The following is a 23569-nucleotide window of genomic DNA, read 5'->3' on the forward strand; positions in this document are numbered from 1 at the left end:
CAATCGCCAGCCGAATACCTCACTTGCAACTGCGCATACAACTACGCATGCAACTGCGGACAAAGCGCAGTGAAAACAGGTGAATCAGGGTTTGTGCGAGGCGGAACGGGTTTTGCTGCATGTCACACCATGTCCTCTTCAAGGAGAACGCATGATGAACAGCGCTATCAACAAGCCAGCAGACGCGAACCAGCCGGCGGCCACTCACGGCCCGAGTTCGACGGAACTGCACAACGACCGCACCCACGACAGCACCGTCGACACCGACGGCAAGAATCTCGAAGCCGCGCGCATAGCGGGCCACAGCCCGATCTCGCCAGACGAGATCACCACGAGCAATGCGACCCTCACGAACAGCGTGCCCGAGGCGCACGACGGCATGGCCGGCTTCGACAGCCGGGTTGGCGGCAATCATCTGCTGCTGGCGCTCGAGCCGGGCTGCACGGTGATCGACAAAGGCATGGTCGCGCCGCAGGGCGCATATTCGGCGGATCATCTATACGACGATCCGCGACCGGTTGGCAGCCGTCAGGAGCGCGGCCGTATCCATTACGCCCTTAATCATTTACGCCCGACCCGGCTGATCGAATTACATCGGGTGAAATAAACATTTGCGCTGCGTCCTGATTTGGTCCGTGTTTGAATTCAGACGCAGGCCCCGATTAATCAGTGTATTGCGAAGCGCGCACCGTTTGATTCGCGGTGCGCGCTTTTTCTTCGATTAGAAACTCAGGGTTGCAGGACCTACGCGTCGCGCAGACTGTTTCCTTCTGACGAACACGGGCAGAATCGACTGCACATCAACCCTCAGCGGAGCAGTAGATGAAAAAGATCGTCGTGATCGGCGCCACCGGCACGCTGGGCCAGGCGGTGAGCGCGGAACTGAAGGCGCGCCATGAAGTGATCGAAGTGGGCGCGACGCGTGGGCAGTACCACGTCGACAGCACCGACCCGGCGAGCGTCGAGCGGCTCTTTCGCGAGATCGGCAAAGTGGACGGCGTCGTCACCACGACCGGCAAGGTGCATTTCGGTCCGCTGCCCGACATGAGCATCGAGCAGTTCTGGGTCGGCCTGCGCGACAAGCTGATGGGCCAGATCAACGTGGTGCTCGCGGCTCAGCAATACGTGAACGACGGCGGCTCGTTCACGCTGACGAGCGGCATCATCGGCGACGAGCCGATCCTGCAAGGCGCGAGCGCGACCACCGTCAATCTGGCACTCGAAGGTTTCGTGCGCGGCGCGGCGATCGAGTTGCCGCGCGGCATTCGCATCAACGTGGTGAGCCCGACCGTGCTCACCGAAGCAATGGACGCTTATGCGCCCTACTTCCGCGGCTTCGAGCCGGTGACGGGGCAGCGCGCGGCGATGGCCTATCTGCGCAGCGTGGAAGGCGCGCAGACCGGCCGCGTGTATCGCGTAGGATATTGAAGTGAAGGATTCACGCGATGCGGTCGAGCCGCATCGCGCCCTCTCCCAGTGTTTCGCCACTCTGCGGCGGCTGCGTCACGCTCTCGACGTCCCTCGTTGACTCAGTGAATCTCCGGCTCGCCCGTGGCGTCCGCATCCGGGGCCGCATGCGCGCCGCCGCGTTGCAGGAAATCGAAATCGCAACCTTGATTCGCTTGCATCACGTGCACCTGATGCATCGCGCCGTAGCCGCGCGTGAAAAGCGGCGCCGGCTTGACCCACGCTGCCTTGCGGCGCGCGAGTTCCTCGTCGCTCACCAGCAGGTTGAGTTTGCGTCGCGGCACGTCGAGCTCGATCATGTCGCCGCTCTCGACCAGCGCAAACGGTCCGCCGATGAACGACTCGGGCGCGACATGCAACACGCACGCGCCGTAACTCGTCCCGCTCATCCGCGCATCCGATATGCGCACCATGTCGCGCACCCCTTTTTGCAGCAACTTCCGCGGTATGGGTAATTGGCCCCATTCAGGCATACCCGGAGCGCCGACCGGCCCGGCATGCTGAAGCACGATCACACAATTTTCGTCGATGTCGAGCGCTTCGTCGTCGATGCGCGCGGCCATGTCGTTGTAATCCTTGAACACCACTGCGCGACCCGTATGCACGAGCAGGTGCGGCTCAGCGGCGCCGGGTTTGATCACGGCACCGTCCGGCGCGATATTGCCGCGTAGCACCGCGAGGCCGCTATTGGGCAACAGCGGCCTGTCACGCCGGCGGATCACGTCGTCATTGAAAATCTCCGCGCCTTCGAGATTCTCACCAAGCGTGCGGCCGTTGACGGTTTTCTGCGAACGGTCGATCAACTCGCCGAGTTCAGCGAGCAAGGCGCGCAAACCGCCCGCATAGAAAAAGTCCTCCATCAGATACGCGCCGGTCGGGCGAACGTTCGCCAGCACCGGCGTGTGGCGCGAGATGTCGTCGTAGCGATCGAGCGTCAGTTCGATGCCGGCGCGGCGCGCGAGCGCGATCATGTGCACGATCGCGTTGGTCGAACCGGACAGCGCGAGGCAGGTGGTCACGGCGTTGTCGACGGAACCGGCGGTGAGCAGATCGGAGGGCTTGAGATCCTCCCACACCATCTCGACGATACGCATGCCGGTTTTCGCCGCCATCTGCGCATGACGCGAATCCGCTGCGGGAATCGACGCGAAACCGGGCAGCGTGAAGCCGAGCGCTTCGGCCGCGCTCGTCATGGTCGACGCGGTGCCCATGGTCATGCAGTGCCCCGGCGAGCGCGCAATGCCGCCTTCGATGCCTTGCCAGTCGTCTTGCGTGATCGTGCCCGCGCGCAGCTCCGCCCAGTACTTCCAGGCGTCGGAACCGGAACCGAGCGTCACGCCGTTCCAGTTTCCACGCAGCATCGGGCCGGCGGGCAGAAAGATCGCCGGCAAATCCATCGAGATCGCGCCCATCAGCAAAGCCGGCGTGGTCTTATCGCAACCGCCCATCAGCACGACACCGTCGGCCGGATAGGAGCGCAGCGTTTCTTCGGCTTCCATGGCGAGGAAGTTGCGGTAAAGCATCGTGGTGGGCTTCTGGAACGGCTCGGAGAGCGTCTGCACCGGCAGTTCGACCGGAAAGCCGCCGGCCTGCCAGATGCCGCGCTTCACTTCCTCGACGCGCTGCTTGAAGTGCGTGTGACACGCGTTGATCTCACTCCATGTGTTGAGAATCGCGATGACCGGCTTGCCGGCGTATTCCTCGCGGTCATAGCCCATTTGCGCGGTGCGCGAGCGATGGCCGAACGAACGCAGATCGTTCACGCCGTACCAGCGGTGGCTACGCAATTCCTCGGGTTTCTTTCTCTTCGTCAACGTCTGCTCCACGATGTCTTTCGCCGTACCCCGCAAGGGCTTCCTTCAGCGCTTCTGCTCCTTCACTCGCGACACGATCTGCGTCGGGCTCACGAATTGCAGTGCAATCAACACCCAGATCAGCGTGATCGCCATATAGATCATCGCCATCGCATCGATCGATTGCGGCGCGCGCACGCCGGTTGAAAATACAGCGTAGTACAGGGCGACCACGAGCGTTTGCGTCGCCGGGCCCGCGGTAAAAAAAGTCAGCTCGAACATGCCGATGGTGCGCACGAGCACCAGCAAGCCCGCCGCCAGCATGCCGGGCACGAGCAGCGGCAGCAGCACGTAGCGGAAATAGCGGAACGTGTTGGCGCCGAAAATGCGCGCCGCCGCTTCGAGATTCGGATCGATCTGTTCGATGAACGGCGTCATCACGAGAATCACGAATGGCAGTGCCGGCACGAGATTGGCCAGGATCACGCCGCTCAGCGTGCCGGCGAGGCCGACCTTGTACATGACCGTCGCCATGGGAATGCCGTAGGTGACGGGCGGCACCATCAGCGGCAACAGGAAGATCAGCATGGCGACGCGCTTGCCTGGAAATTGCACTCGGGCGAGCGCATACGCCGCCGGCACGCCGAGCAGGACCGACAGCAGCACGACTGCGCCGACCACTTCGACGGTCACCCACAACACGCTCGCCAACTGGAAGTCGCTCCATGCCTGCGCATACCAATGCAGCGTGAAGCCTTGCGGCAACAAGGTGCCGAACCAGCGCGTCGCCACCGAATTGACTGCGACGGTCGCGATCAGCAGCACCACGTTGACGAGGAAGAACACCATGGCGCCCCACACCAGCACGCGCCAGATGCGGCCCGGCACGCTGGTGCGTTGCCGGGTTTGGCCCGCGCGCTTATCCGGCTCGCGCGCGCCGTCATCGTGATCCTTTGATGTCGACGCCGACCACGAAGGCTGCGCCGCGCGATGATCGGTCGTCATCAGCCTTTGCCTCCGGTTGCCGGACCGCTGTAGAAGAAGCGGCGCGCGCCGAGCAGCGCGGCGACCACTAGCAACTGCACGAAGCCCATCACCATCGCGATTGCGGACGCCAGCGAGTAGTCGTAGCTCTCGAATGCGGCTTCGGCGGCGGCAATCGACATCACACGTGTCGGCCCGGCGGGCGCGCCGAGCAACACTGCCGACGGAAACACCGAAAACGCCTGCACGAACGACAGACACGCCGCCATCGTCAAGCCCGGCACCAGCAGCGGCAGATAGATGCGGCGAAACTGCTGCCACGGACTCGCGCCGAGCGTCGCCGCCGCGGCCGCGAGCGTCGGGTCGATGCCGGTCACATACGACAGCGTCAACAGAAACGCAAACGGAAAACCCGACACGATCAGCGAGATCAGCACGCCCCAGAAGTTATGCGTAAGACGCACTTCGCGCGCATAGAGATGCAGACCGTGCAGCGCTTGCGGAAACCAGCCGTTCGGGCCGAAGTACGTGAGCATGCCGTCGGCGATCAACACGGTGCCGAGCGTCACGGGAATCACCAGCAGCGTCGTGACGAACTTCTGATAGCGCGAGTACCGGCGCAATGCAAACGCCACCGGCACCGAGACGCCCACGTTGATCAGCGTGGCGGGCACCGCGAGCTTGAGCGTGACGAGAATCGTCGGCCACATCGACGTGTCGGTGAAGAACGTCAGATAGTTGGCCCAGAGGCCGCCGCCGTTCATCGGCCGGAACGACAGCACCAGACCGTACGCAAACGGATAGATGAACAACGCGACGATGAAGAGCAAAGCCGGCGCGACGAGCCACGCCTTGGCGTCACGCGGAACGAGCGGCGGCGACAGCGTGGGCATGCTCATGCCGCCTCGGCATCGTAGACGAGCGTGCGCGACGGCGGCACGCGCAAGCTGATTCGCTCGCCCTCTTCGAATTCTCCGCCGACGCGTGCCCAGATATCGCCGAACGCTGTCTTCACGCGCAGCAACGAATCGCGGCCGCCGTATTCGACGGTCGTCACCAACGCGTCGAAGGCATTCTCCGCACCGGGCACGGCGCGCTCCATATCCTCGGGACGCAACGCGACGCTCACGCGTTTGCTGTTGAAGCCGGCCATCGGCGTGCCGAGGAGACGCACACCGTTTGCGGTCACCAGCACGCCTTCGCCTTGCGTGCCTTCGAGTTCGAATTCGGCCACGTTGCGATAACCCATGAAGCGCGCGACGTGCAGATTCTGCGGCCGCGTGTAGACCTCTTTCGGCGTGGCAACCTGTTGCACGACACCCTCCCTCATCACGACGATGCGGTCGGCCATGGAAAGCGCTTCGTCCTGATCGTGCGTCACGTAGAGCGTCGCACGCTCGAGCTGGCTGTGGATGCGGCGAATCTCCGCGCGCATTTCGATCCGCAGTTTGGTATCGAGATTCGACAACGGTTCGTCCATCAGAATCAGCGGCGGCTCGATCACGATCGCGCGCGCAATCGCCACGCGCTGCTGCTGGCCGCCGGACAGTTGTCCGGGCAGCTTGCGTTCATGCCCGACGAGTTGCACGAGCTGCAACGCTTCACGCACGCGGCGCACGGCTTCGCTCCTGCCGACGCCGCGCATCTTCAAACCGAAGCCGACGTTGTCGAGCACGCTCATATGCGGAAACAGCGCGTAGTTCTGAAACACCATGCCGAAGCCGCGCTTCTCCGGCGGCAGCACGTCGATGCGTTTGTCGTCGAGCCAGATGCCGCCGGCGCTCAACGGCTGCAATCCGGCGATGCAATTGAGCGCCGTCGATTTGCCGCAACCGGAAGGCCCCAGCAGAGCGATGAACTCGCCACGTTGGATGGTCAGATCGAGGCCGCGCAGCGCCGCGATCGCCTGGCCTTCCGCATTCGTAAAACTGCGGCTCACCGAGTCGAGCCGCAACTGCTCAAAGTGATGCTTCATGGCGGTTTCCCGATACGCGTGGTGCGCCGTGTCACGTATCACGCGTGGATCGCAACATCATGCATGCACGGCCAGACGAGGAGACTATTTGGTCTTCTGCGCGCCGACCTCGGTGTCCCATTTCTTGAAAGCCGCGACCATCGCCGCGGCGTTCAGCGGCAAGACGTGCGGACGCTCGGCCAACAGCTTCGCGTACTCCGGCCGGCCGTATTTCTTCAGCACGTCCTGGCTGTGCGCGGGCGCCTGCTCGACGCTCACGCCCTTGATCGCCGGACCGGGGTAGAAGTAACCGTCGTCATAGGTCATGGCCTGCTGCGCCGGTTCGAGCATGAAGTTCATCAGCTTGTAGAGCACGTCGAGCTTTTCCTTCGGCACGCCTTTCGGAATCACCATGTAGTGCGCGTCGTTCACCCACGTCATGTTGTCGAACGCCTGCACGCGGAATTCCGCCGGCACGATACCGAGCGCGCGCGGATTGATGTCCCAGCCCGTCACGGTCACCGTCATATCGCGGGTGCCTTCGCCAAGCTCCTTCATCACCGCCGACGTGCCGCCCGGATAGTAAGGAATGCAATCGTTCAGTTGCTTGAGAAAGGCCCACGTCTTGTCCCAGCCGTGAATCGGATCCTGCGGATCCTTGTCGCCGAGTATGTAGGGCAAGCCCATCAGGAACGTGCGGCCCGGACCGGAATTCGCCGGGCGTGCGTAGATCAGCTTGTCCGGATGCGCCTTGCACCATTGCAGCAATTGCTCGGGCGTCTTCGGCGGGTCGCTGACTTTGGCGGGGTTGTATTCGAGCAGCGGGCCGGCCGGCATATACGCGACTTCGAGCCCGTAGCCTTGGGCTAGATCCTGCATCTTGCGCGGACCCGGCGCGTACTTATCGAGCACGCCAGGGAACGCCGCCGCGTTCTCGGGCAGCAGCTTCATCCAGAGACTCTGTTCGATGCCGGCGGCAAGCGCGTCGGTGCCGGTCAGCACGAGATCGATATCGGAGCGGCCCGCGGCCTGCATCGCCTTGATCTTGCCGGGCAACTGCGGCGCCGGTGCGTTCGTGAAGGTGAGATTGGCGACGAGGTTCGGGTATTTCGCCTTGAAGGCCTCGAAGCCCTTTTGCGTGAGTTGAAGGTCGCCGGCCACGTCGACGATATTGAGTGTGACCGGATCGGCCGCATGCGCGGCGGATGCGAAAGCGGCGCTCGCCGCGAGACATACGGACACCAGCCTGAGCGCCAACCTGTGTGAAACAGTCATTGCGTCTCCTCGCTTCTTGGTATGGAAATCCGCCGGTCGAATGCGCTGCGGGCGGTGTCTTTCTACCAATGGAACATAGCGAAGCGGAACAGCTGATGTCAAGCAAATACTCGTGACGGCTCCGGGCTCATGAAAGCCGCCATTTTCGCGGTGAATCCTTGCCGCTCAACGGCTTGCGCGCTGCATCCAAGGGCAAACCCGGAGCCGCTCATGACCTCTGATGACGACTTGTCTGGCAACTAGCCGCCTTGCACGCCTTGCGTATTCACGTAGAGCGAATAGAGGCCGTGGCTTGCCGCCATGAAGAGCCGGTTGCGATGCCGTCCGCCGAAGCATACGTTCGCACAGCGCTCCGGCAATGCTATGTGGCCAAGCGGCTCGCCTTGCGACGTGAAGACGCGCACGCCGTCGAGTTCGTCGGTGCCCATGCCCCAGCCGCACCACAGATTGCCGTGGACATCGACGCGAAAGCCGTCCGGCGTGCCCGGGCCGGCGTCGATCAGCACGCGGTTGTTCGACAGCGCGCCGCCGTCGCCGTCGACATCGAACGCACGGATCTTGCGCGGCTCACCGCGCGATTCGACGATGTACAGCACCGACTCGTCCGGAGAAAACGCCAGACCGTTGGGGCCTAGCACGTCATCGGCGACGACGGTGACTTCGCCGGATTGGCCGTCGACGCGGTACACACACGCCGTCAGTTCCGACTCCTGCCGCTCGCCCTCATAAAACCCGTCGATGCCGAAGGTCGGATCGCTGAACCAGATCGAGCCGTCCGATTTCACGACCACGTCGTTCGGCGAATTGAAGCGCTTGCCGCGATAGCGGTCGGCGAGCACGGTGATCGATCCGTCGTATTCGGTGCGCGTGACGCGCCTCGTCAGATGCTCGCAACTGACGAGACGGCCCTGACGGTCGCGCGTATGGCCGTTCGCATTGTTCGACGACTGGCGAAACGTCGACACCGTGCCGCTCGGTTCGTCCCAGCGCAGGATGCGGTCGTTCGGAATGTCGCTCCACAGCAGATAGCGGCCGTCGCCGAACCAGACCGGGCCCTCGGACCAGCGCGCGCCCTGATACAGACACTCGACGGACGCGGAAGCCAGGATCAGTGCTTTGAAGCGCGGATCGAACACGCGGATGGAGGGATCGGGATAGCGTCGGTTGTTGTCGGTCATACTGGTGGCTTCGGGCTCAAGGTTCAGTGGCATGGGTTGGCTTGCGCGAATTCGTGCTCCAACGCGAGCAGCGCCCGCGCGGCGTGCTCGATCTTCGCATGATGCTCGGGCGGCGTCGCGAATCGGGGATTCGTTCACGTGGCCTCACACCGGGAGCGGGACAGAATGGAGCGCTCAAGGTAGCACCGGGCTCCGAATGTTGTCAAACAACTTGGCGGCAAGCCCGGCTTCGCGAATTCTTCGCGCGGATCGCGAAGGTCGCAAACTACGCGGTGTTGCTTTTGTATGACAATAGAGCTTGGACGGTGACGTTTATGTCGCGGCAATCGTGCAGCCCGCAAACATTCAATATCGGCAATCAGTGCGATTTTGACTGAAATTTTGGCAGCGGCCGCTAATTAGAATGCTTTCACAATAATGTTGCCAACGAATGGCATCAAAACGGCTACTACGCGAAAATTACCCACATTAACCTTCGGTGAATGTTAACTCGGTCAAAAAATCGGATACAAAGAGCGATTCATTCGCATTCTCGCTAAACCGTCACCGTCGCCATTTTGTTAGAAATCACTTCTGGCTTTGCGAAATAAATTTTGGTGATAGATTGTGAAGATAAAAACCAACGGACGGAATGCCGTACCGCAATTTACCGCAACGGGATGTTTGCGAGCCTGAGAGAGTAAAAATTGTCGCTACATTTTATCGAGCAGATGGCACCGCTACTGGACGCCGCCGACGAAGCGGAATGGTTCGGTGCAATCGCGGGCCTCGCCGAGACGTGGGGCTTCGACAGGCTTTTGATCGCCATGCTGCCGCGCCCGACCATTCGCCTCGAAGACGCTTATGTGCGTAGCACGTACTCCCCCACCTGGCGCCGTACTTATGACGAGCAGGGACTGGTTCACATCGATCCGACCGTCGCGCATTGCGCGACGCGCGCCACGCCGCTGATCTGGTCGCCGGATATTTTCACGACCGCACCGCAGCTTTCCATGTACGAGGAAGCCCGCGCGCATGGGTTGCGCGCCGGCGTGACATTGCCGATTCATGGACCGAACCAGGAAGCCGGCATGATGTGCTTCGTCAATGACAACAATCCCAACGACGAATTCTGGCGCCATATCAACGTGGCATTGCCGAATCTGGTGTTATTGCGCGATCTTGTAATCGATACCAGCCAGCGGCATTTGAATACGCACGCTCAGACCTTATTGCCCAAGCTCACGCCGCGTGAACGCGAATGCCTGAAATGGACCGCACGCGGCAAATCCACCTGGGAAATCTCCCACATCCTGAACTGTTCGGAAGCCGTGGTGAACTTCCACATGAAGAACATCAGGACGAAATTCGGTGTGAATTCGCGGCGTGCGGCGGCCGTGATTGCAGCCCAGCTCGGGCTTATTGACCCGGGTTGAGAAAGGCCGCGGCGTCGCGGCTGTAGAGCACGCGCTCGGCGCGGCCCAGATCGGCGTCGGACACGGTTTTGGTGAAGTACAGACCGAGCAGGATCGACACCGGCGCCGGGATTTCAGCACCCGACTCGAACCGGCTGCCGCGCGACTGCGTGACGCCGAAGCGGGCCCAGAAACGGCGTTGGCTCTCTTTTTTCTTCTTGCGGTAAGCAATGATCAGAACGCGGTCCACCGCCGTGGAAGGCTCCGCCGGGCGGGTTTGAAGACCGGCTTGCGGTTGCCAATGATTGTCGAGGAGTTCCATTTTTTCGGTCCTGTCGGTTGAGTGCAGTGCTTGTCTCGAATTTTGCGTTACCCGATAAGCATGCGCACCTATCCAGGTAGGTAGGTGGCAGAAACATTCAAAATGCATAAGTTTTCTTGCGTATTGGGTACCCCAACACGTTCAGGAGAACGTCATGCAAACAGCAATCCGGATTGGAATGCGTCAGGAATTCGACAACGCGGACATTAACGAGATGTACCGCCTGCGGGCGCGGGTGTTTCACGGCCGGCTCGGGTGGGATATCCCTACCATCGCGGGCATGGAGATCGACGGCTACGACGCGCTCGGGCCGCATTACATGCTGATCCAGGCGGACGACGGGCAAGTGCGCGGCTGTTGGCGCCTGATGCCGACCGAGGGCCCCAACATGCTGAAGGACACCTTCCCGCAATTGCTGCACGGCGCGGCGGCGCCGGTTGGGCGGCACATCTGGGAATTGAGCCGGTTCGCGATCGAAACCGGCGGCGAGGAGCAATCGTTTGGCTTTGCGGACCTGACCATGCAGGCGATCCACGAACTCGTGACGTTCGCCGACCAGATGGGCATCACGCGGTATGTCACGGTGACCACCACGCCGATCGAGCGGCTGCTGCGCAAGACCGGGATCGAGATCAGCCGGCTCGGGTCGCCGTTGCAGATCGGCGTGGAGCGGGCGGTGGCGCTGGATATCGCTGTGAGTCCCAAGACTCGTACCGCGCTGTTCGGACCGATGGCCGCCGCTGCTTAGCTGTTTTACTTCGCCGGAGGTTCGCTGCCGCGAGAGCGGCAGGTTCTACGCCCTGTCGCACCGTGCGGGAATTACCGCGGCACGGTGGCCCGATGGCGCTGCGGCCCCGCCGCGCGGCGACAGCGCGCGGACACTCAGGAGCCGAACATCCGCTCGAGCGCGTTCTCGAGATGCGCTCGCATGGCGCTTGCAGCGCCCGGCGCGTCCTTGCGCCGGATCGCCTCGAGCACGGCCATATGCTCCGCCTGCACGAGCCGCTGCCGCGCCACCGTCTTCACCAGCGAAAGATTGCGCGACAGGTTCATGCTGAACAGGATTTGCTCCTCGATAAACGACATGACCGTGATGAAAAACGGGTTCTTCGACGCGCGCGCCACCGCCAGGTGAAACATGAAGTCGTCTTTCGCGCCGATACCCTGCGTCTCGATGATCCGCTCCAACTGGTCCCAGGCGTGCTGGATGGCGGCGATGTCGTCGGCGTCGGCTTTGAGCGCCGCCTGCTCCGCCGCGCCCGCTTCTGTCACGATGCGAAATTCATAGCAGCGGCGGATGTCGGACAGCGTTTCGAGCGGCGCGAAGCGGCGCACGTCCGGATCCGGCCGCCGCGCGACCGTCGTGCCCGATCCGTGCCGCGTCATGATGATGCCGTCCGCCCGCAAGCGCGCCAGCGCTTCGCGCACCGTCGGCCTGGACGTCGCGAATCGCTCCGCCAGCGCATGCTCGGTCGGCAAGCGCTCACCTTCCTTGTACTCGCCCTCGACAATGCGGTTGAGAATGTCGCCGTAGATCTTGTCGGGCAAGCCCGTCGTTTTGCGCTCGTTCATCAGCGGACTGAAGCAGCTTGTCTGAGTAGGCTGTAATTGTAAGGCAAACCCGGCCTTATCCTGGCCGCCGATATGCATTGCAAATTGGAGCGAAGTCCCGCCGACGCTTGCTGACCGGCGCTTGCCGAACAGGACAGCCTCGTCGCAAAATTTGACAAGAGTTTGATTTACATCCAGGTCGAATGCATGTTTTTCAGCGATCATTTAAGCTCGCATCAGCAATGAATCTTCATTGCGCCCAGCCGGTTGGAAACAGCTGCGGCATCCGGATCCTTCAGACGCGGAGTCGATATGTACACACGCATTCTTGTAGCGGTCGACGGCAGCAACACCTCCCGCCGTGCATTCGAAGCAGCGCTCGCGCTCGCCAAATCCAGCGGCGCGGTCTTGCAGCCGTTCTATGTCGTCGAAAACACGCCGATGTATTTCGAAGCGCCCGGTTACGACCCATCCGTCTTGCGCAACCGGCTCGTCGAAGAGGGCAAGGAACTCGGCGCCGAGTTCGCCAAGGCCATGACCGAGCAAGGCGTGAAGGGCGAGCTCGTGGTGGGCGAGGCATCCACGATCGACGATGTTTCGGTGGTCGTGCTCAAGGCCGCGGCTGACTTCAACGCCGATCTGCTGGTCATGGGCACACACGGACGGCGCGGTTTTCAGCGGCTGATTCTTGGCAGTGTCGCCGAGCGCTGCGTGCGGCAAGCGACTTTGCCCGTGCTGTTGATCCCATCCGCCGCGGGCAAGTCCGGCGACGTGGATTGATGAACGCGGCGCGAGTGAGCAACGCGCGCTTTACATCGGCGGCAGGTGTTCCAGGTTGCCGATCTCCTTTTCGCCAAAGTGTGAGCAGGGTCTGCCTGCTCGCACTCCATAGCAGTCCATAAACAAATTCACCGACGCCGGTGTGACACTGCTCAACGTGCCTGACTGCCTGAACGCGTCATTTTGCCGCGAAGCGGGCAACGTGGTCGATGGGACAATCTGTCATTACCCTGACCACCGGCTGCTGAACATGCTCACTCCTATCGCTGTTACGCACTCCGCCGGCACTGCCGATTCCGTGGCCTCTGCCGCAAGTTCATCGCCGGCGCGCGGCAGCCGTCGTGCGGCACCGCCACGGGCAAACGCGCGCTCCGCCGCGCGCTGTTCGAGCTGCGCAATGCGGCAGCTCTGCATGCCCCAAGGTTTGTCGCCCGACGAACTGATGAAACTCGAAACGCTCATCTGTTCCGCGCGCTCCGTTCAGCGCGGTGAAGCCCTGTATCGCAGCGGCGACCGCTTCGACAGTATTTACGCCGTGCGCTCCGGTTCGATGAAAACCGTCATGGCGCATCGTGACGGCCGCGAACAGGTCACCGGTTTGCGGCTCGCCGGCGAGGCGCTCGGTCTTGACGGCATCAGCGACGACGTGCATGCCTGCAGCGCGCTCGCCCTCGAAGACAGCACGGTTTGCATCGTCCCCTACACCGCCCTCAAGTCACTGTGCCGCGAAATCAGTTCGATGCAGGAGCGCATGCACAAACTGCTGGGCGAGCAGATCGTCCGTGAAGCCGCGCAGATGATGGTGCTTGGGTCGCTCTCGGCGGACGAACGGGTCGCGGCATTCCTGCTCGACGTCTCGGAGCGCAACGCGCGGCGAGGTTATTCGTCGGCGGAATTCAATCTGCGCATGACGCGCGAGGACATGGGCAGCTACCTCGGCATGACGCTCGAAACCGTGAGCCGCACCCTGTCAAGATTTCAAAAGCGCGGCCTGATCGACACACACGGCAAGCACATCCGGATCGTCGATCTGGACGGCCTGCGGCAAGTCTAGGCCACTGACGGGAGCCCGGCCCACGCCGCCGCGCCCCCGCCCACTTCCTTTTTTACGCGCTTTCGTCTTGGCATGGCTCCTGCGAGCAGGTACAGTCTTTAGTCCCTCCCCCGCAAGGAGACCCGGCGAAATGAATCGCGACCCCGCCCCGCATCACCCGCTCGTCCAGCGGCTGATCGAAGCGCGTCAAGTGACTGACGCACTGTTTTCCATCGTCAAGCCCGAGTTCCTGTATGAACGGCCGATCCGTGAACGCCACCGGATCGTGTTTTACATCGGCCATCTGGAAGCTTTCGATCGTAATCTTTTCGATCAACGCCTGTGCGATCTGCCGGCGTTCGATCCGCACCTCGACCAGCTTTTTGCCTTCGGCATCGATCCCGTCGACGGCGGTTTTCCGACCGATCAACCCAGTGACTGGCCGTCGCTCGACGTCGTTCGCGACTATGGCTCGCGTGCCCGCGAGCAGATCGACCGCGAGCTCGATGCGCTGACGCACACCGCGCAACTCGGCCGCAACGGTGCACAAGCCGATGCCTCCGAGCAGTTGCTGAACGTCGCGATCGAGCATCGGTTGATGCATGCCGAAACACTGGCGTACATGCTTCACCAGTTGCCGCTTGCGCAGAAGGTCACCGAATTGCGCGAGCCTGTCGTGACGCGTGCGGAACCGCGCGACGCGTTGTCGTCGATGGTCAGCGTACCGGCCGGCACGGCCGTGCTCGGCATGCCGCGCGACGGCGGGCGCTTCGGCTGGGACAACGAGTTCGGCGAACTGCATGTCGATGTGCCGGCCTTCGAAATCGATCGCCATATGGTGACGAACGGTGCATTCCGCGAGTTCATCGAGGCAGGCGGCTATCGCGAAGCGAAGTGGTGGTCGGAGAAGGATTGGGCGTGGAAGGAAGCCGAGCATATCGAGCATCCCGCGTGCTGGTCGCGGCACGATGCAGGCGGCGAAGATGGCGCATGGACGCTGCGCACCATGTTCGACGAGGTCCCGTTGCCGCTCGACTGGCCCGTGTACGTGAGCCACGCCGAAGCCAGCGCCTACGCGCGCTGGGCAGGCAAAGCGTTACCCACCGAGGCGCAGTGGCAACGTGCGGCACACGGCGCGCCACACGCCGCGTCGGGTAATTTCGATTTTCGCAGCTGGGATCCGCAACCGGTCGACGTGCATCCGGATAACGTCAGCGCGTTCGGCGTGGAAGGACAATTCGGCAATGGCTGGGAGTGGACTTCGACGGTATTCGACGCGCTGCCCGGCTTCGAAGCCTTTCCGTTTTATCTCGGCTATTCAGCCAACTTTTTTGATGGCCAGCACTACGTGATCAAAGGCGGCTCGGCACGCACCGCGCAGTGCATGCTGCGGCCGGCTTTTCGCAATTGGTTTCAGCCGCATTATCAGTATGTGTATGCGGGGTTTCGGTGTGTGAGGTGGTGACGAATAAAGCACAAGTCGACGCGCTTGTGATTCATCTCGCTGAGTGACACGGAGGCGATCTTCCCAACGCGCGCGCCCCGTGCGCGAAGCGTGTCAGTCCGCCTGCGCTGCCGGTGGAATGCGCACCCCGATCAGCGGTTCATGCTGTTGAGCGCCATACACGTCGCGATCGCCGGGCGCGCCGGATGTGGGTCCGGTGCGGGGAATGGTGATCTTGATCGCGTTGGCGGCATCGAACGAAACGATGCTGACATCGCCCGCATCCACCTGATAGAGCGCGCTCACCAACTCAGGCGTCAGCACGTCGCTGTCGCGCACGCGGCGATATACGGCGGCATCTGGAAAGATCATGTCGAAGGTCAGATATAGCGGGCCAGCGTTCTTGCTGCGCATCACTTCGGCGAGGTCGTAAACGGTGTCGCCGCGGGAAGGATCGAATACGTGGGTCAGATTCATCGCATCACCCGATCTGGGTCGTGGTTACGGGAAAGAGCGCGGCCGGGTCGGCAACCTGCATCACGTGATAAATCGTAAATTCGTACACGGGTCCGCCAACCAGATCCGATGGTGAAAACGGAAATGCGAGGTTGCCGGCGGTCGCCTTGCGCCCCTTGAAATAGCCATGCAGGAACGAACTACGCGCGAGCGAAAGCGCCATGTTCGCGAGTTCCTGCGTGGGTGCAATCGCCTCGATCACCATGCCGATTTCATGAGCGAGACGCGGCTCGCGCTGATCGACGCGTACGCCATTGCGGCCGTAGTAGATGAAGTTGAGCTCGTACTCGCCCGGCTTCATGTCGAGCGCGGTCAGACGCGCAACGTCGTCGCGCACCCGCGCTTCGACCTGATCGACCGCCGCGAGCAGGCGTGGATCGGTCATGCCCGCGATGGTGATCGTCCGGTAGCCGCGCAGCTTCACGCCTTCGAGCTTGATGCTCGGTGGCATCTCGACCAGCTTGCTGCCGGTCACCCGCACACGGCGGTCGTCGAGCTTTTCGATGTGCGTATGTTCGAGATCGACCAAACCTTCCGGCTCGTAAAAATGGTGCGGATCGGGCTGTTCGTACATCATGTGCGCGGCAACGGAAACAGGCGTCACGCCCCGCTCCGGGTTCATCGGCTCCAGTTCGAAGTGATCGCGGCGCAGCGTGCCGAGCAGGCAGTCGTTCGCGGCGAGCGGCACGGCGCATTGCGCGCCGCATTCGAGCAGCTTCGCCATATGAAACGCGAGGCCCATGTCGAAACCGCGCCAGGCGGCAAGACTCGCGTAAATCGCGGTATCGCACGCTCGACCGGCGATGACCACGTCGGCGCCCGCCTCGAACGCGTTGACGAACGGATCGGTGCCCATCTGCGCGACGATGCGTGTGGCGTCGTCCACGGCCTGTTCGGTCAGTTCGGGCAGCACGCCCATCGATTTCACGCGGCCTTCGCGAATCGCCTGCTTGATGACGTTCTTGTCGATCTCCGCCGGAATCGTCGCCAGCTTGTAGCGCAAGCCGTCGCGTCGCGTGACTTCGTCGAGTACATCGAGAAACTCTTCCATATGCGGCTCGCCGCCCGCCGTACCCGCCGTGCCGATCACGTAGGGCACGCCAGCGTCGCGCGCCGCTTTCAGCGACAACCCCAGATCGCGGCGCAACTGCTCGCGCTTGATGAGCGACTTGCCGCTCCCGAGATAGTACGGTCCCGGATCGGACGAGCCGTTGTCGGCGCCGATCACGTGCGGCTTGCGCGCGATGCCGTTACGCAGCGATGCTTCGGGAAAGCCGTAGCCGAGATTGCCGGCCACGGCCATGATGCGCAGTTCGTCTTCCATAGTCGTTCTCTTGATGAGCGTTCGCGTGTTCAGGCGGCTTTATCGGGCGCTATCAGGCGTTATCGGTCGTTACCGGGCGATCTCGTTCGGCGCCACGTCGAGTCGCGCGACAATCCCTTCCAGTTCGCGCGTCGGCGCTGGATAGCGTTCAAGCACCTGCGGGTCGTGGCCAGGAATCACGTGCTGCTTCGAATCGGCGAGTCGATAGACGGTGTCGTACGCTTCGAGCATCGTGCAAACATCGCAAGCGTTCGAAAATGGCCGGCGATTTTCGATGTTGTCGTAGAAGTGCGAAGCATCGGACGCGACCACGACCCAACCGCGAGCGGTCTTCACGCGCACGACCTGCAAACCCGGCGTATGGCCGCCGACCGGCTGCAGTTGGATACCCGGCGCGAGATCGACTGGACCGTCGTGCATCACCACGCGTTGCGCGAAATTCATCTTCACCATCGCGGCGACATCGTCGGGCTCGTAGTGGTGCGCAAAATGCCGGTATTTCATGTGACGCCCCGTGGCGAAATGCATCTCCGTTTCCTGAAGATGGAAACGCGCAGCCGGCAGCAGCGTGAAATTGCCGACATGGTCGTAGTGCAAATGCGTGATGACCACGTCGCTGACGGCATCGGGATCAATGCCGACGAGTCTGAGCGAATCGATCGGACAGCGCAGCACGCCACGCCCGCGCTTCGCGGCAACCTCGGCGTTGAAGCCGGTGTCGATCAGCACGGCGCGCTCACTGTTTCTCGCGACCCACACGTAGTAGTCGAGCGGCATCGCGCTCTGGTGATCGTCGTCGCCGCCAATGAAGTTGTCGCAGCGCCAGCCGTCCCGCCGGGCGTACTTGATCGCGAATAGTTCGTACGTATCCGATGCGTTGCTCATTTACATGCCTCCGATGTTGATGGGTTTTTCCACGCCGATGACGGTCTCCGGCGCGGTACTCGCCTGCACCTCCTCGAGCGTGCGCTTCCTTGTTTCGATGCCGAATATAGAGAGAATTACCACCAGCAGCGCGAACAGCGCGGCAATGAAGGTCACGACGCCGAGCAGTCCGGCCAGCGCATAGACGCTCGCCACCACGTACGGCACGCCGACGTTCACCGCACGTCCCGCCGCATTCGCGAGCCCCACGCCGCGCAGTCTCAGCCGTGTCGGGAAAAGCTCGGTCACGTAGCACGCAACACCCAGCGCGGACGTCACGTAGATGCATGTCGTCACACCGAAGCCGACCAGCGCGATCGTCGCCGCGTGAGTGACATACGGGTACGCCATGCCGATCGCGGCGCCCAATGCCGAAAAGATCACGAGTCCCCACTTGCGGCCGATCCTGTCCGCGATCGCCATGCTGATCAACGAACCCGCGGGACCGCCCGCGAACATTGCCGACGTGATCAGCAGTGAGTGCGAAATATCGAAGCCCTGCTTGACGAGGAAGGTCGGCACCCACGCGACGAACGCGTACATCGCCGTGAACGAAATGCAGACCACCGCGATGCCGACCAGCGTGCGCGACATCTGTCGCGCCGCGAACAGATCGCGCAGCCGTCCCGGTTCTTCTTCCTGCGGCGCATTCGGAATCGGCGCATCGCGACGCACGCTTTGCGCCTCGATCCGCTCGACCACTTCGCGAGCCTCCTGATGCCGCCCGACCGCCGCGAGCCAACGCGGCGATTCCGGCATCGACTTGCGCAGATACCAGATCACGAGCGCGCCGATGCCTGGAATCGCGAACATCCAGCGCCAGCCGAAGTGCGGAATGATCAGGAACGCGCATGCGGACGAGACCAGCACCGACGAGTTCGTAATCAGATTCAGCAACGACGAGAAGCGGCCCCGCGCATGCGCCGGTGTGAATTCGTTCAGCGTGCTGTAGCCGACGACGATTTCCGCGCCCAGCCCGATACCCATGATGAAACGCAGCACGATCAGCCACGTCATCGAAGGCGCGAGCGCCGCGGCAATCGACGTCACGCCGAAGATGAGCAGATTGAACTGGTAGGAGAAGCGCCGCCCGAAGCGATCGCCGATCACGCCCGCGCCCCACGCGCCGAGTGTGAGTCCCGCAAAGCTCATCGAAATGAACAGCGCGTTCATATGCATGTCCGACAGGCCCTGTTGCACCAGCGCGCCGAGCACGCTGCCCGCGAGGAAATTGTCGAATGCATCGAAGAACATGCCGCCGCCGATCAGGCCCAGCAGACGCCAGTGAAACGGTCCGGTCTCGAGCGCGTCGAGCCGTTGTGCCACGTTTGCTCCATAAGCCGGCATGGTCTGTCTCCTATGTTGTCGGTCGCTGCGAGCGCCTTCGAAACTGCCTTTCCCGCACTCTCCCGCGTTCAGGCGAACGCCATCTGCGCGGCGTAGAACATTGCTTCGATCAACGGCTCCTCGCGCCGCCGCGCGAGGCTGATGAACGACAGCGGAATCTCGATCGGCACTTCGCGCGAGATCGCCGCTCCGTACTTCTGCGCTTCGTCGATGGCGACGGATTCGCGCGCGAGCGAGAGCCCGACGCCCGCGCGCACCAGTTCGATCATCGACGCTTCGAGATCGACCTCCGCCACCACTTGCGGCTTCGCGCCGACCGAGTCGAATGCGCTCGTGAGCAGCCGGTTATGCATCGACGACGACGGCGTCCAGATCCACGGCAGTTCGGCAAGTCCGGCCCAGCCGAGTCCGTTGATGCGCTCCTGCCAGCCTTTCGGCGCAATGACGCAATAAGTGATAGGCATCAGCGCCACTGCGTGCAGTTCGACGCCGTCGCTTTCAGCCGGCGTGCCGAGGTAGAAGCCGACGTCGAGCGCGCCGTTGGCGAGCCGTTCGATCACGTGCCCCGTCATCGAATGACGTAGACGGGTGCGCACTTCCGGATAGCGATTCGCCATGTATTGCAGGATCGCGCCCAGACGAATCGTCTGTGGATTGAGAATCGTGCCGATCGACACGGTGCCCGACAGGATGCTGACGAGGTTGTCCGCGGCCACTTCGAAGCTGCCGATCGATTCGAGAATCTGCTCGGCGTACGGCAGCAGCTTGAGGCCGTCAGGGGTGAGCGCCAGGCCGCGCGGCGAGCGCACCAGCAGACGCAGCTTCAACTGGTCCTGCAGGCTCTTCAGTTGCAGGCTGACGGCAGGCTGCGTCAGATTGAGCAGCTTCGCCGCCTTGGTCAGACTGCCTTCGTGCGCCACCGTGACGAACGCGCGGATATGCTGCAGATCGTTGATGCTCCGGCTCGACGGCTTACCGGGAAAAAGCTTCGAGAGGTTCATCGGCAGGCCAACAATAGGCCGCAAATGCGGCACGGTCAGCGCGCCTGAGTTCAGTGCCTGCTCACGCATGGCCGGCCGCCTCCAGAATGCGGCGCGCTTGCGCGAGCACCGGCGCATCGACGAGCTTGCCGTCGACCGCCACCGCTGCGCCGCTCTGAGCGACTTCGCAGACCCGCGTCGCCCATTGCACCTCGCGCGGCGCCGGACCGAGCCCAGCGGTGACCGGCGCGATCTGCTTCGGATGCACGCACAGCTTGGCCCCGAAACCGAAGGCGCGAGCGCGTTGCACTTCAGCGTCGAGCGCGGTGGCATCGCCGAGATTCGTGCAGACGCCGTCCACGGCCGGCAGCAATCCTGCCAGGCGCGTAAACAGCAGGATCTGCGAGCGATAGTAATGCAACGGCTCACCAATTTCATTCGCGCCAAGGTCGAGCGCCAGATCGACGGTGCCGAGCATGAGGCGGGCGACGTTGGGCGCACGCGCCAGTTCGGCGAGACGGTCGAAGCCCGCCGCGGTTTCCATCAGCAGATGCAGCGCCCAGCGCGGCTCCATCGATGCGATGCGGGCGATCTCGTCCGCGTGCTCCGCTTTCGGAATCACGATGCCGTCGAGGTCAAGCCCGGCGCACGCGGCCAGATCGGCGTCGTACCACGGCGTACCGTGGCTATTGATGCGGACCAGCAACTGCACCTTCAACGCACGCGCGGTGTCCGCCAACGCCGGCAACGTGTTCGCGAGCGAGGTCCGCGCGTCGTCCTTGCGCGCGGGCTCGACCGCGTCTTCGAGATCGACGATCACGGCGCCGGCGCCCGCGCGCGCGGCTTTGTCGAAGCGCTCGGAACGCGTCGCGGGTGCGAACAGATAGGTGCGAAGGAAGCGGGACATGAGAGCCGTCGGTAATGGTGAGTTCGATCGCTAGATCACGCCGGCCGCGCGCAACGCGGCAAGGTCCGAGCCGGTGCAACCGAGCAACTCGCCGAATACGTCCTCGTTATGGCTGCCGAGCGCCGTTCCGAGCCATTCGATGTCGCCGGGCGTTTCCGATAAACGCGGAATCACATTCGGCACCGCCACGTCGCCTGCCCGCGACGGCATCGTCCGGATATTGCCGCGCGCCTGATACTGCGGATCGTCGAAAATGTCGGCGACGCTATATAGGAGGCTCGCCGGCACCGAGCCCTCGTCGCACAAACGCAGCACTTCGTCGTGGTCGCGCGCGCCGACCCATTCCTGCACAGTTGCATTGACTTCATCGATCGCGGCGATGCGCGCCGACGCGCGGCCCCAGCGGTCGTCGTCCGCGAGTTCAGGTTGCTGAAGCACGTGCGCGAAGCGGCGGAAAATCTTGTCGTTGGTGCATGCAATGGCGACCCAGCGCTCGTTGCGTGTGCGGTAATGCGCATGCGGCGCGACGTTCACCGCGTTCGCCCCCATCCGCTCGCGCACCTTGCCGAACATCTGGTACGCAGGGACCATCTCGTCGAGAACACGGAACATCGGCTCGTAGAGCGCAAGATCGACACATTGACCGCGACCGGTGCGCTCGCGTGCCTGCAACGCGATCAGCGCGCCCACCGCCGCGTACATGCCCGAGCCGTAGTCGGCGAGCGACGTCGAGCCGGGCGTGACCGGAATCCGGCCCGGCTCGCCGGCCAGATAGGCGAGTCCCGAAAACGCATGCGCGACCCGTGCGAACCCTGGTTTGCCACGGCTCGGCCCATCCTGTCCGTAGGCGGAGATCCGCACGAGAATCGTGCGCGGATTGCGCTTGTGCAGCGATTCGAAGTCGAGGCTCCACTTCTCGATCACGCCCGGCCGGAAATTCTCCACGACGATGTCGCAACTCGCCGCCAGATCGCGAAGCATCTGCTGGCCGCGCTGGTCGGCAAGATTGAGCGTCACGCACTTCTTGTTGCGGCTCTCGGTGAGCCACATCAGCGTGTCGCCGCAATCCGTCCCGGTGCCGAACCGGCGCAGCGAATCGCCGGTTTCAGGCGGCTCAACCTTGATCACTTCCGCGCCGAACTCGGCAAGGATCGTCGCACAGAACGGCCCGGCCACGAAGGTTCCCAGATCGAGCACTCGCAAGCCTTCCAGCGCTTTCATGCGGATTCCCATTGCAGTTGTCGTGAGTGAATGCTCGGCGCGGCGACCGTCAGCGTCCATTGAAATGTGCAAAAGGGATGTATAAGCAGCGCTTAATAATGCGTCGCGTCATAACCGCGAGAACCGGGGAGTCGGCTCGTGGTAAAGGCGTTGGGAGGCTTTGGCCATGGCGGCTGCGCTGCAAAGCAACAACTCATTCCAGGGCATGCATCGGTTTGCGGTTCCGCCGGGCCGCTCATAAGATAAGCAGCACCTCCTGCGCGTTTCTGCTTGATTGCCGTCATGGCCAAAGATCTCGCGCGGAGCCGTTCACACATTATTTCGGATACCCAATGACTTCGTCGTCACTCAGGAAACAGATCGCATCGTTCGTCGCCGATGGCGGCACATGGCCCGCGTCGCTCGATCCGCTGATCGAAATCAGTCCCGCCTTCGTCGACGCGTATCTCGCGTTTGCGGGCTGCGCCTATCGCAATGGTCCGCTCGAGCCCAAAGTGAAGGCGCTGGTAAGTTTCGCTCTCGAAGCATCGGTCACGCATCTGAACGCCAGCGGCGTGCGGCGCTTCTGCCGCGAAGCGCTACGCCTCGGCGCGACTCGCGACGAACTGCTGGAGACGCTGGAACTCATCAGCGTAATCGGCGTTCATGCATGCGTGATCGGCATGCCGGTGCTGGAAGAAAAAGTCGCCGGCGATCCGCGCAACGCAATCGATACGCGTCACGCCGATCCGCGGCGCCAGGCGATCAAGCGCGAGTTCACGGAGAAACGTGGCTACTGGAGCGCGATCTGGGACGGCACGCTCGCGCTCGATCCGGATTTCTTCGAAGCGTTCACGACGTTCTCGTCGGTTCCCTGGGTACACGGCAAGCTTGCGCCAAAGGTGAAGGAGTTCATGTACATCGCCGTCGACGTGTCGGTGACGCACCAATACGTGCCCGGCACGCATGTGCACATCGAGAACGCGCTGAAGTATGGCGCGACGCCAGCCGAGATTCTCGAAGTCATGCAACTGGCGAGCACGATGGGCATGGCGAGCTTCGAACTGGCGCTACCCATCGTGCTGGAAGAAATCGCGGCGCTGGAGAAGCAGGCGGCCGTTTCCTGACCGGCAGTTTCCTGACCGGACATCACACAGCCGGATCGCCAACTACTACGACGTCACAGACGGAGGAGA

The 23569-nt window shown here is 62.7% G+C and carries 24 protein-coding genes; 9 read left to right on the forward strand and 15 right to left on the reverse strand.

Annotation, left to right across the window (positions count from 1 at the left end; all coding sequences use genetic code 11):
* Positions 1-154 precede the first annotated feature (154 nt).
* Both P0D73_RS01955 and P0D73_RS01960 read left to right on the forward strand, forming a co-directional pair.
* Positions 155-607, forward strand: a complete 453-nt coding sequence (locus P0D73_RS01955) for a DUF3005 domain-containing protein (protein WP_408429614.1) — start codon at positions 155-157, stop codon at positions 605-607.
* Positions 608-822: 215 nt separating this feature from the next.
* Entirely contained in the window at positions 823-1428 is a 606-nt protein-coding gene (locus P0D73_RS01960) for a short chain dehydrogenase (protein WP_132378251.1), read from the forward strand.
* Between the two features lie 101 nt (positions 1429-1529).
* Here P0D73_RS01960 and araD read toward each other — a convergent pair whose 3' ends face one another.
* From araD to P0D73_RS01990, 6 genes are all read right to left on the reverse strand, one after another.
* Positions 1530-3281: an L-arabinonate dehydratase gene (gene araD, locus P0D73_RS01965; protein WP_408429343.1), complete on the reverse strand. Its 1752-nt coding sequence runs from the start codon at positions 3279-3281 to the stop codon at positions 1530-1532.
* 45 nt (positions 3282-3326) lie between these two features.
* Entirely contained in the window at positions 3327-4265 is a 939-nt protein-coding gene (locus P0D73_RS01970) for an ABC transporter permease (RefSeq protein ID WP_408175222.1), read from the reverse strand.
* Complete coding sequence (locus P0D73_RS01975; protein WP_408175380.1) at positions 4265-5137, reverse strand: ABC transporter permease; 873 nt, start codon at positions 5135-5137, stop codon at positions 4265-4267. The genes P0D73_RS01970 and P0D73_RS01975 overlap by 1 nt, the downstream gene beginning before the upstream one ends.
* 2 nt (positions 5138-5139) lie before the next feature.
* Positions 5140-6219: an ABC transporter ATP-binding protein gene (locus P0D73_RS01980; RefSeq protein ID WP_408175223.1), complete on the reverse strand. Its 1080-nt coding sequence runs from the start codon at positions 6217-6219 to the stop codon at positions 5140-5142.
* Positions 6220-6303: 84 nt separating this feature from the next.
* Entirely contained in the window at positions 6304-7473 is a 1170-nt protein-coding gene (locus P0D73_RS01985; RefSeq protein ID WP_408175224.1) for an extracellular solute-binding protein, read from the reverse strand.
* Between the two features lie 239 nt (positions 7474-7712).
* Positions 7713-8651 carry an SMP-30/gluconolactonase/LRE family protein gene (locus P0D73_RS01990; RefSeq protein ID WP_408291624.1) on the reverse strand — a complete coding sequence of 313 codons (939 nt, stop codon included), beginning with the start codon at positions 8649-8651 and terminating at the stop codon, positions 7713-7715.
* Positions 8652-8692: 41 nt separating this feature from the next.
* On the opposite strand from P0D73_RS01990, the gene P0D73_RS01995 reads away from it, so the two are divergent.
* Entirely contained in the window at positions 8693-9028 is a 336-nt protein-coding gene (locus tag P0D73_RS01995; protein WP_408311884.1) for a hypothetical protein, read from the forward strand.
* A 333-nt stretch (positions 9029-9361) separates the two neighbouring features.
* Positions 9362-10066: a helix-turn-helix transcriptional regulator gene (locus P0D73_RS02000; protein WP_408175226.1), complete on the forward strand. Its 705-nt coding sequence runs from the start codon at positions 9362-9364 to the stop codon at positions 10064-10066.
* Here P0D73_RS02000 and P0D73_RS02005 read toward each other — a convergent pair.
* Positions 10050-10367: a helix-turn-helix domain-containing protein gene (locus P0D73_RS02005; protein WP_408175227.1), complete on the reverse strand. Its 318-nt coding sequence runs from the start codon at positions 10365-10367 to the stop codon at positions 10050-10052. The two genes, P0D73_RS02000 and P0D73_RS02005, sit on opposite strands and share 17 nt — an antisense overlap.
* A gap of 154 nt (positions 10368-10521) precedes the next feature.
* Between P0D73_RS02005 and P0D73_RS02010 the strand changes: the two genes are divergently transcribed.
* Positions 10522-11115: an acyl-homoserine-lactone synthase gene (locus P0D73_RS02010; protein WP_408175228.1), complete on the forward strand. Its 594-nt coding sequence runs from the start codon at positions 10522-10524 to the stop codon at positions 11113-11115.
* Positions 11116-11249: 134 nt separating this feature from the next.
* Here the strand turns inward: P0D73_RS02010 and P0D73_RS02015 are convergent, their stop codons facing one another.
* Complete coding sequence (locus P0D73_RS02015; protein WP_408175229.1) at positions 11250-11939, reverse strand: FadR/GntR family transcriptional regulator; 690 nt, start codon at positions 11937-11939, stop codon at positions 11250-11252.
* A 291-nt stretch (positions 11940-12230) separates the two neighbouring features.
* On the opposite strand from P0D73_RS02015, the gene P0D73_RS02020 reads away from it, so the two are divergent.
* From P0D73_RS02020 to P0D73_RS02030, 3 genes are all read left to right on the forward strand, one after another.
* Positions 12231-12698, forward strand: a complete 468-nt coding sequence (locus tag P0D73_RS02020) for a universal stress protein (protein WP_408175231.1) — start codon at positions 12231-12233, stop codon at positions 12696-12698.
* A gap of 250 nt (positions 12699-12948) precedes the next feature.
* A complete protein-coding gene (locus P0D73_RS02025) occupies positions 12949-13752 on the forward strand; it encodes a helix-turn-helix domain-containing protein (RefSeq protein ID WP_408175382.1) in 804 nt (267 codons plus the stop codon).
* 130 nt (positions 13753-13882) lie between these two features.
* A complete protein-coding gene (locus P0D73_RS02030) occupies positions 13883-15196 on the forward strand; it encodes an SUMF1/EgtB/PvdO family nonheme iron enzyme (protein WP_408429346.1) in 1314 nt (437 codons plus the stop codon).
* A 93-nt stretch (positions 15197-15289) separates the two neighbouring features.
* On the opposite strand, the gene P0D73_RS02035 is transcribed toward P0D73_RS02030, so the two are convergent.
* The 7 genes from P0D73_RS02035 to P0D73_RS02065 all read right to left on the reverse strand — a co-directional run bounded on the left by P0D73_RS02035 (position 15290) and on the right by P0D73_RS02065 (position 22394).
* Positions 15290-15652, reverse strand: a complete 363-nt coding sequence (locus P0D73_RS02035) for a DUF4387 domain-containing protein (protein ID WP_408291609.1) — start codon at positions 15650-15652, stop codon at positions 15290-15292.
* Positions 15653-15656: 4 nt separating this feature from the next.
* Positions 15657-17015: an acyclic terpene utilization AtuA family protein gene (locus P0D73_RS02040; protein ID WP_408429349.1), complete on the reverse strand. Its 1359-nt coding sequence runs from the start codon at positions 17013-17015 to the stop codon at positions 15657-15659.
* A 69-nt stretch (positions 17016-17084) separates the two neighbouring features.
* Positions 17085-17900, reverse strand: coding sequence for an N-acyl homoserine lactonase family protein (locus tag P0D73_RS02045; protein WP_408429352.1), 816 nt, complete (start codon positions 17898-17900; stop codon positions 17085-17087).
* A complete protein-coding gene (locus tag P0D73_RS02050) occupies positions 17901-19286 on the reverse strand; it encodes an MFS transporter (RefSeq protein ID WP_132378285.1) in 1386 nt (461 codons plus the stop codon). It abuts the gene before it with no gap.
* A gap of 68 nt (positions 19287-19354) precedes the next feature.
* Positions 19355-20356 carry a LysR family transcriptional regulator gene (locus P0D73_RS02055; RefSeq protein WP_342960625.1) on the reverse strand — a complete coding sequence of 334 codons (1002 nt, stop codon included), beginning with the start codon at positions 20354-20356 and terminating at the stop codon, positions 19355-19357.
* On the reverse strand, positions 20349-21173 hold the full coding sequence (locus P0D73_RS02060; RefSeq protein WP_408429356.1) for an HpcH/HpaI aldolase/citrate lyase family protein: 825 nt from the start codon (positions 21171-21173) through the stop codon (positions 20349-20351). Before P0D73_RS02060 ends, P0D73_RS02055 begins: the two co-directional genes overlap by 8 nt.
* 30 nt (positions 21174-21203) lie before the next feature.
* Positions 21204-22394 (reverse strand): CaiB/BaiF CoA transferase family protein, encoded by a 1191-nt coding sequence (locus P0D73_RS02065; protein WP_408429359.1) that lies wholly within the window; start codon positions 22392-22394, stop codon positions 21204-21206.
* Positions 22395-22726: 332 nt separating this feature from the next.
* Here P0D73_RS02065 and P0D73_RS02070 point away from each other — a divergent pair, with 332 nt between their 5' ends.
* The gene (locus P0D73_RS02070) at positions 22727-23500 is read left to right on the forward strand and encodes a carboxymuconolactone decarboxylase family protein (RefSeq protein ID WP_408175240.1); all 774 of its coding nucleotides are present in this window, start codon (positions 22727-22729) and stop codon (positions 23498-23500) included.
* The last annotated feature ends 69 nt before the right edge of the window (positions 23501-23569 follow it).

Source organism: Paraburkholderia sp. RL18-101-BIB-B, assembly GCF_046026985.1.
Classification (GTDB): domain Bacteria; phylum Pseudomonadota; class Gammaproteobacteria; order Burkholderiales; family Burkholderiaceae; genus Paraburkholderia.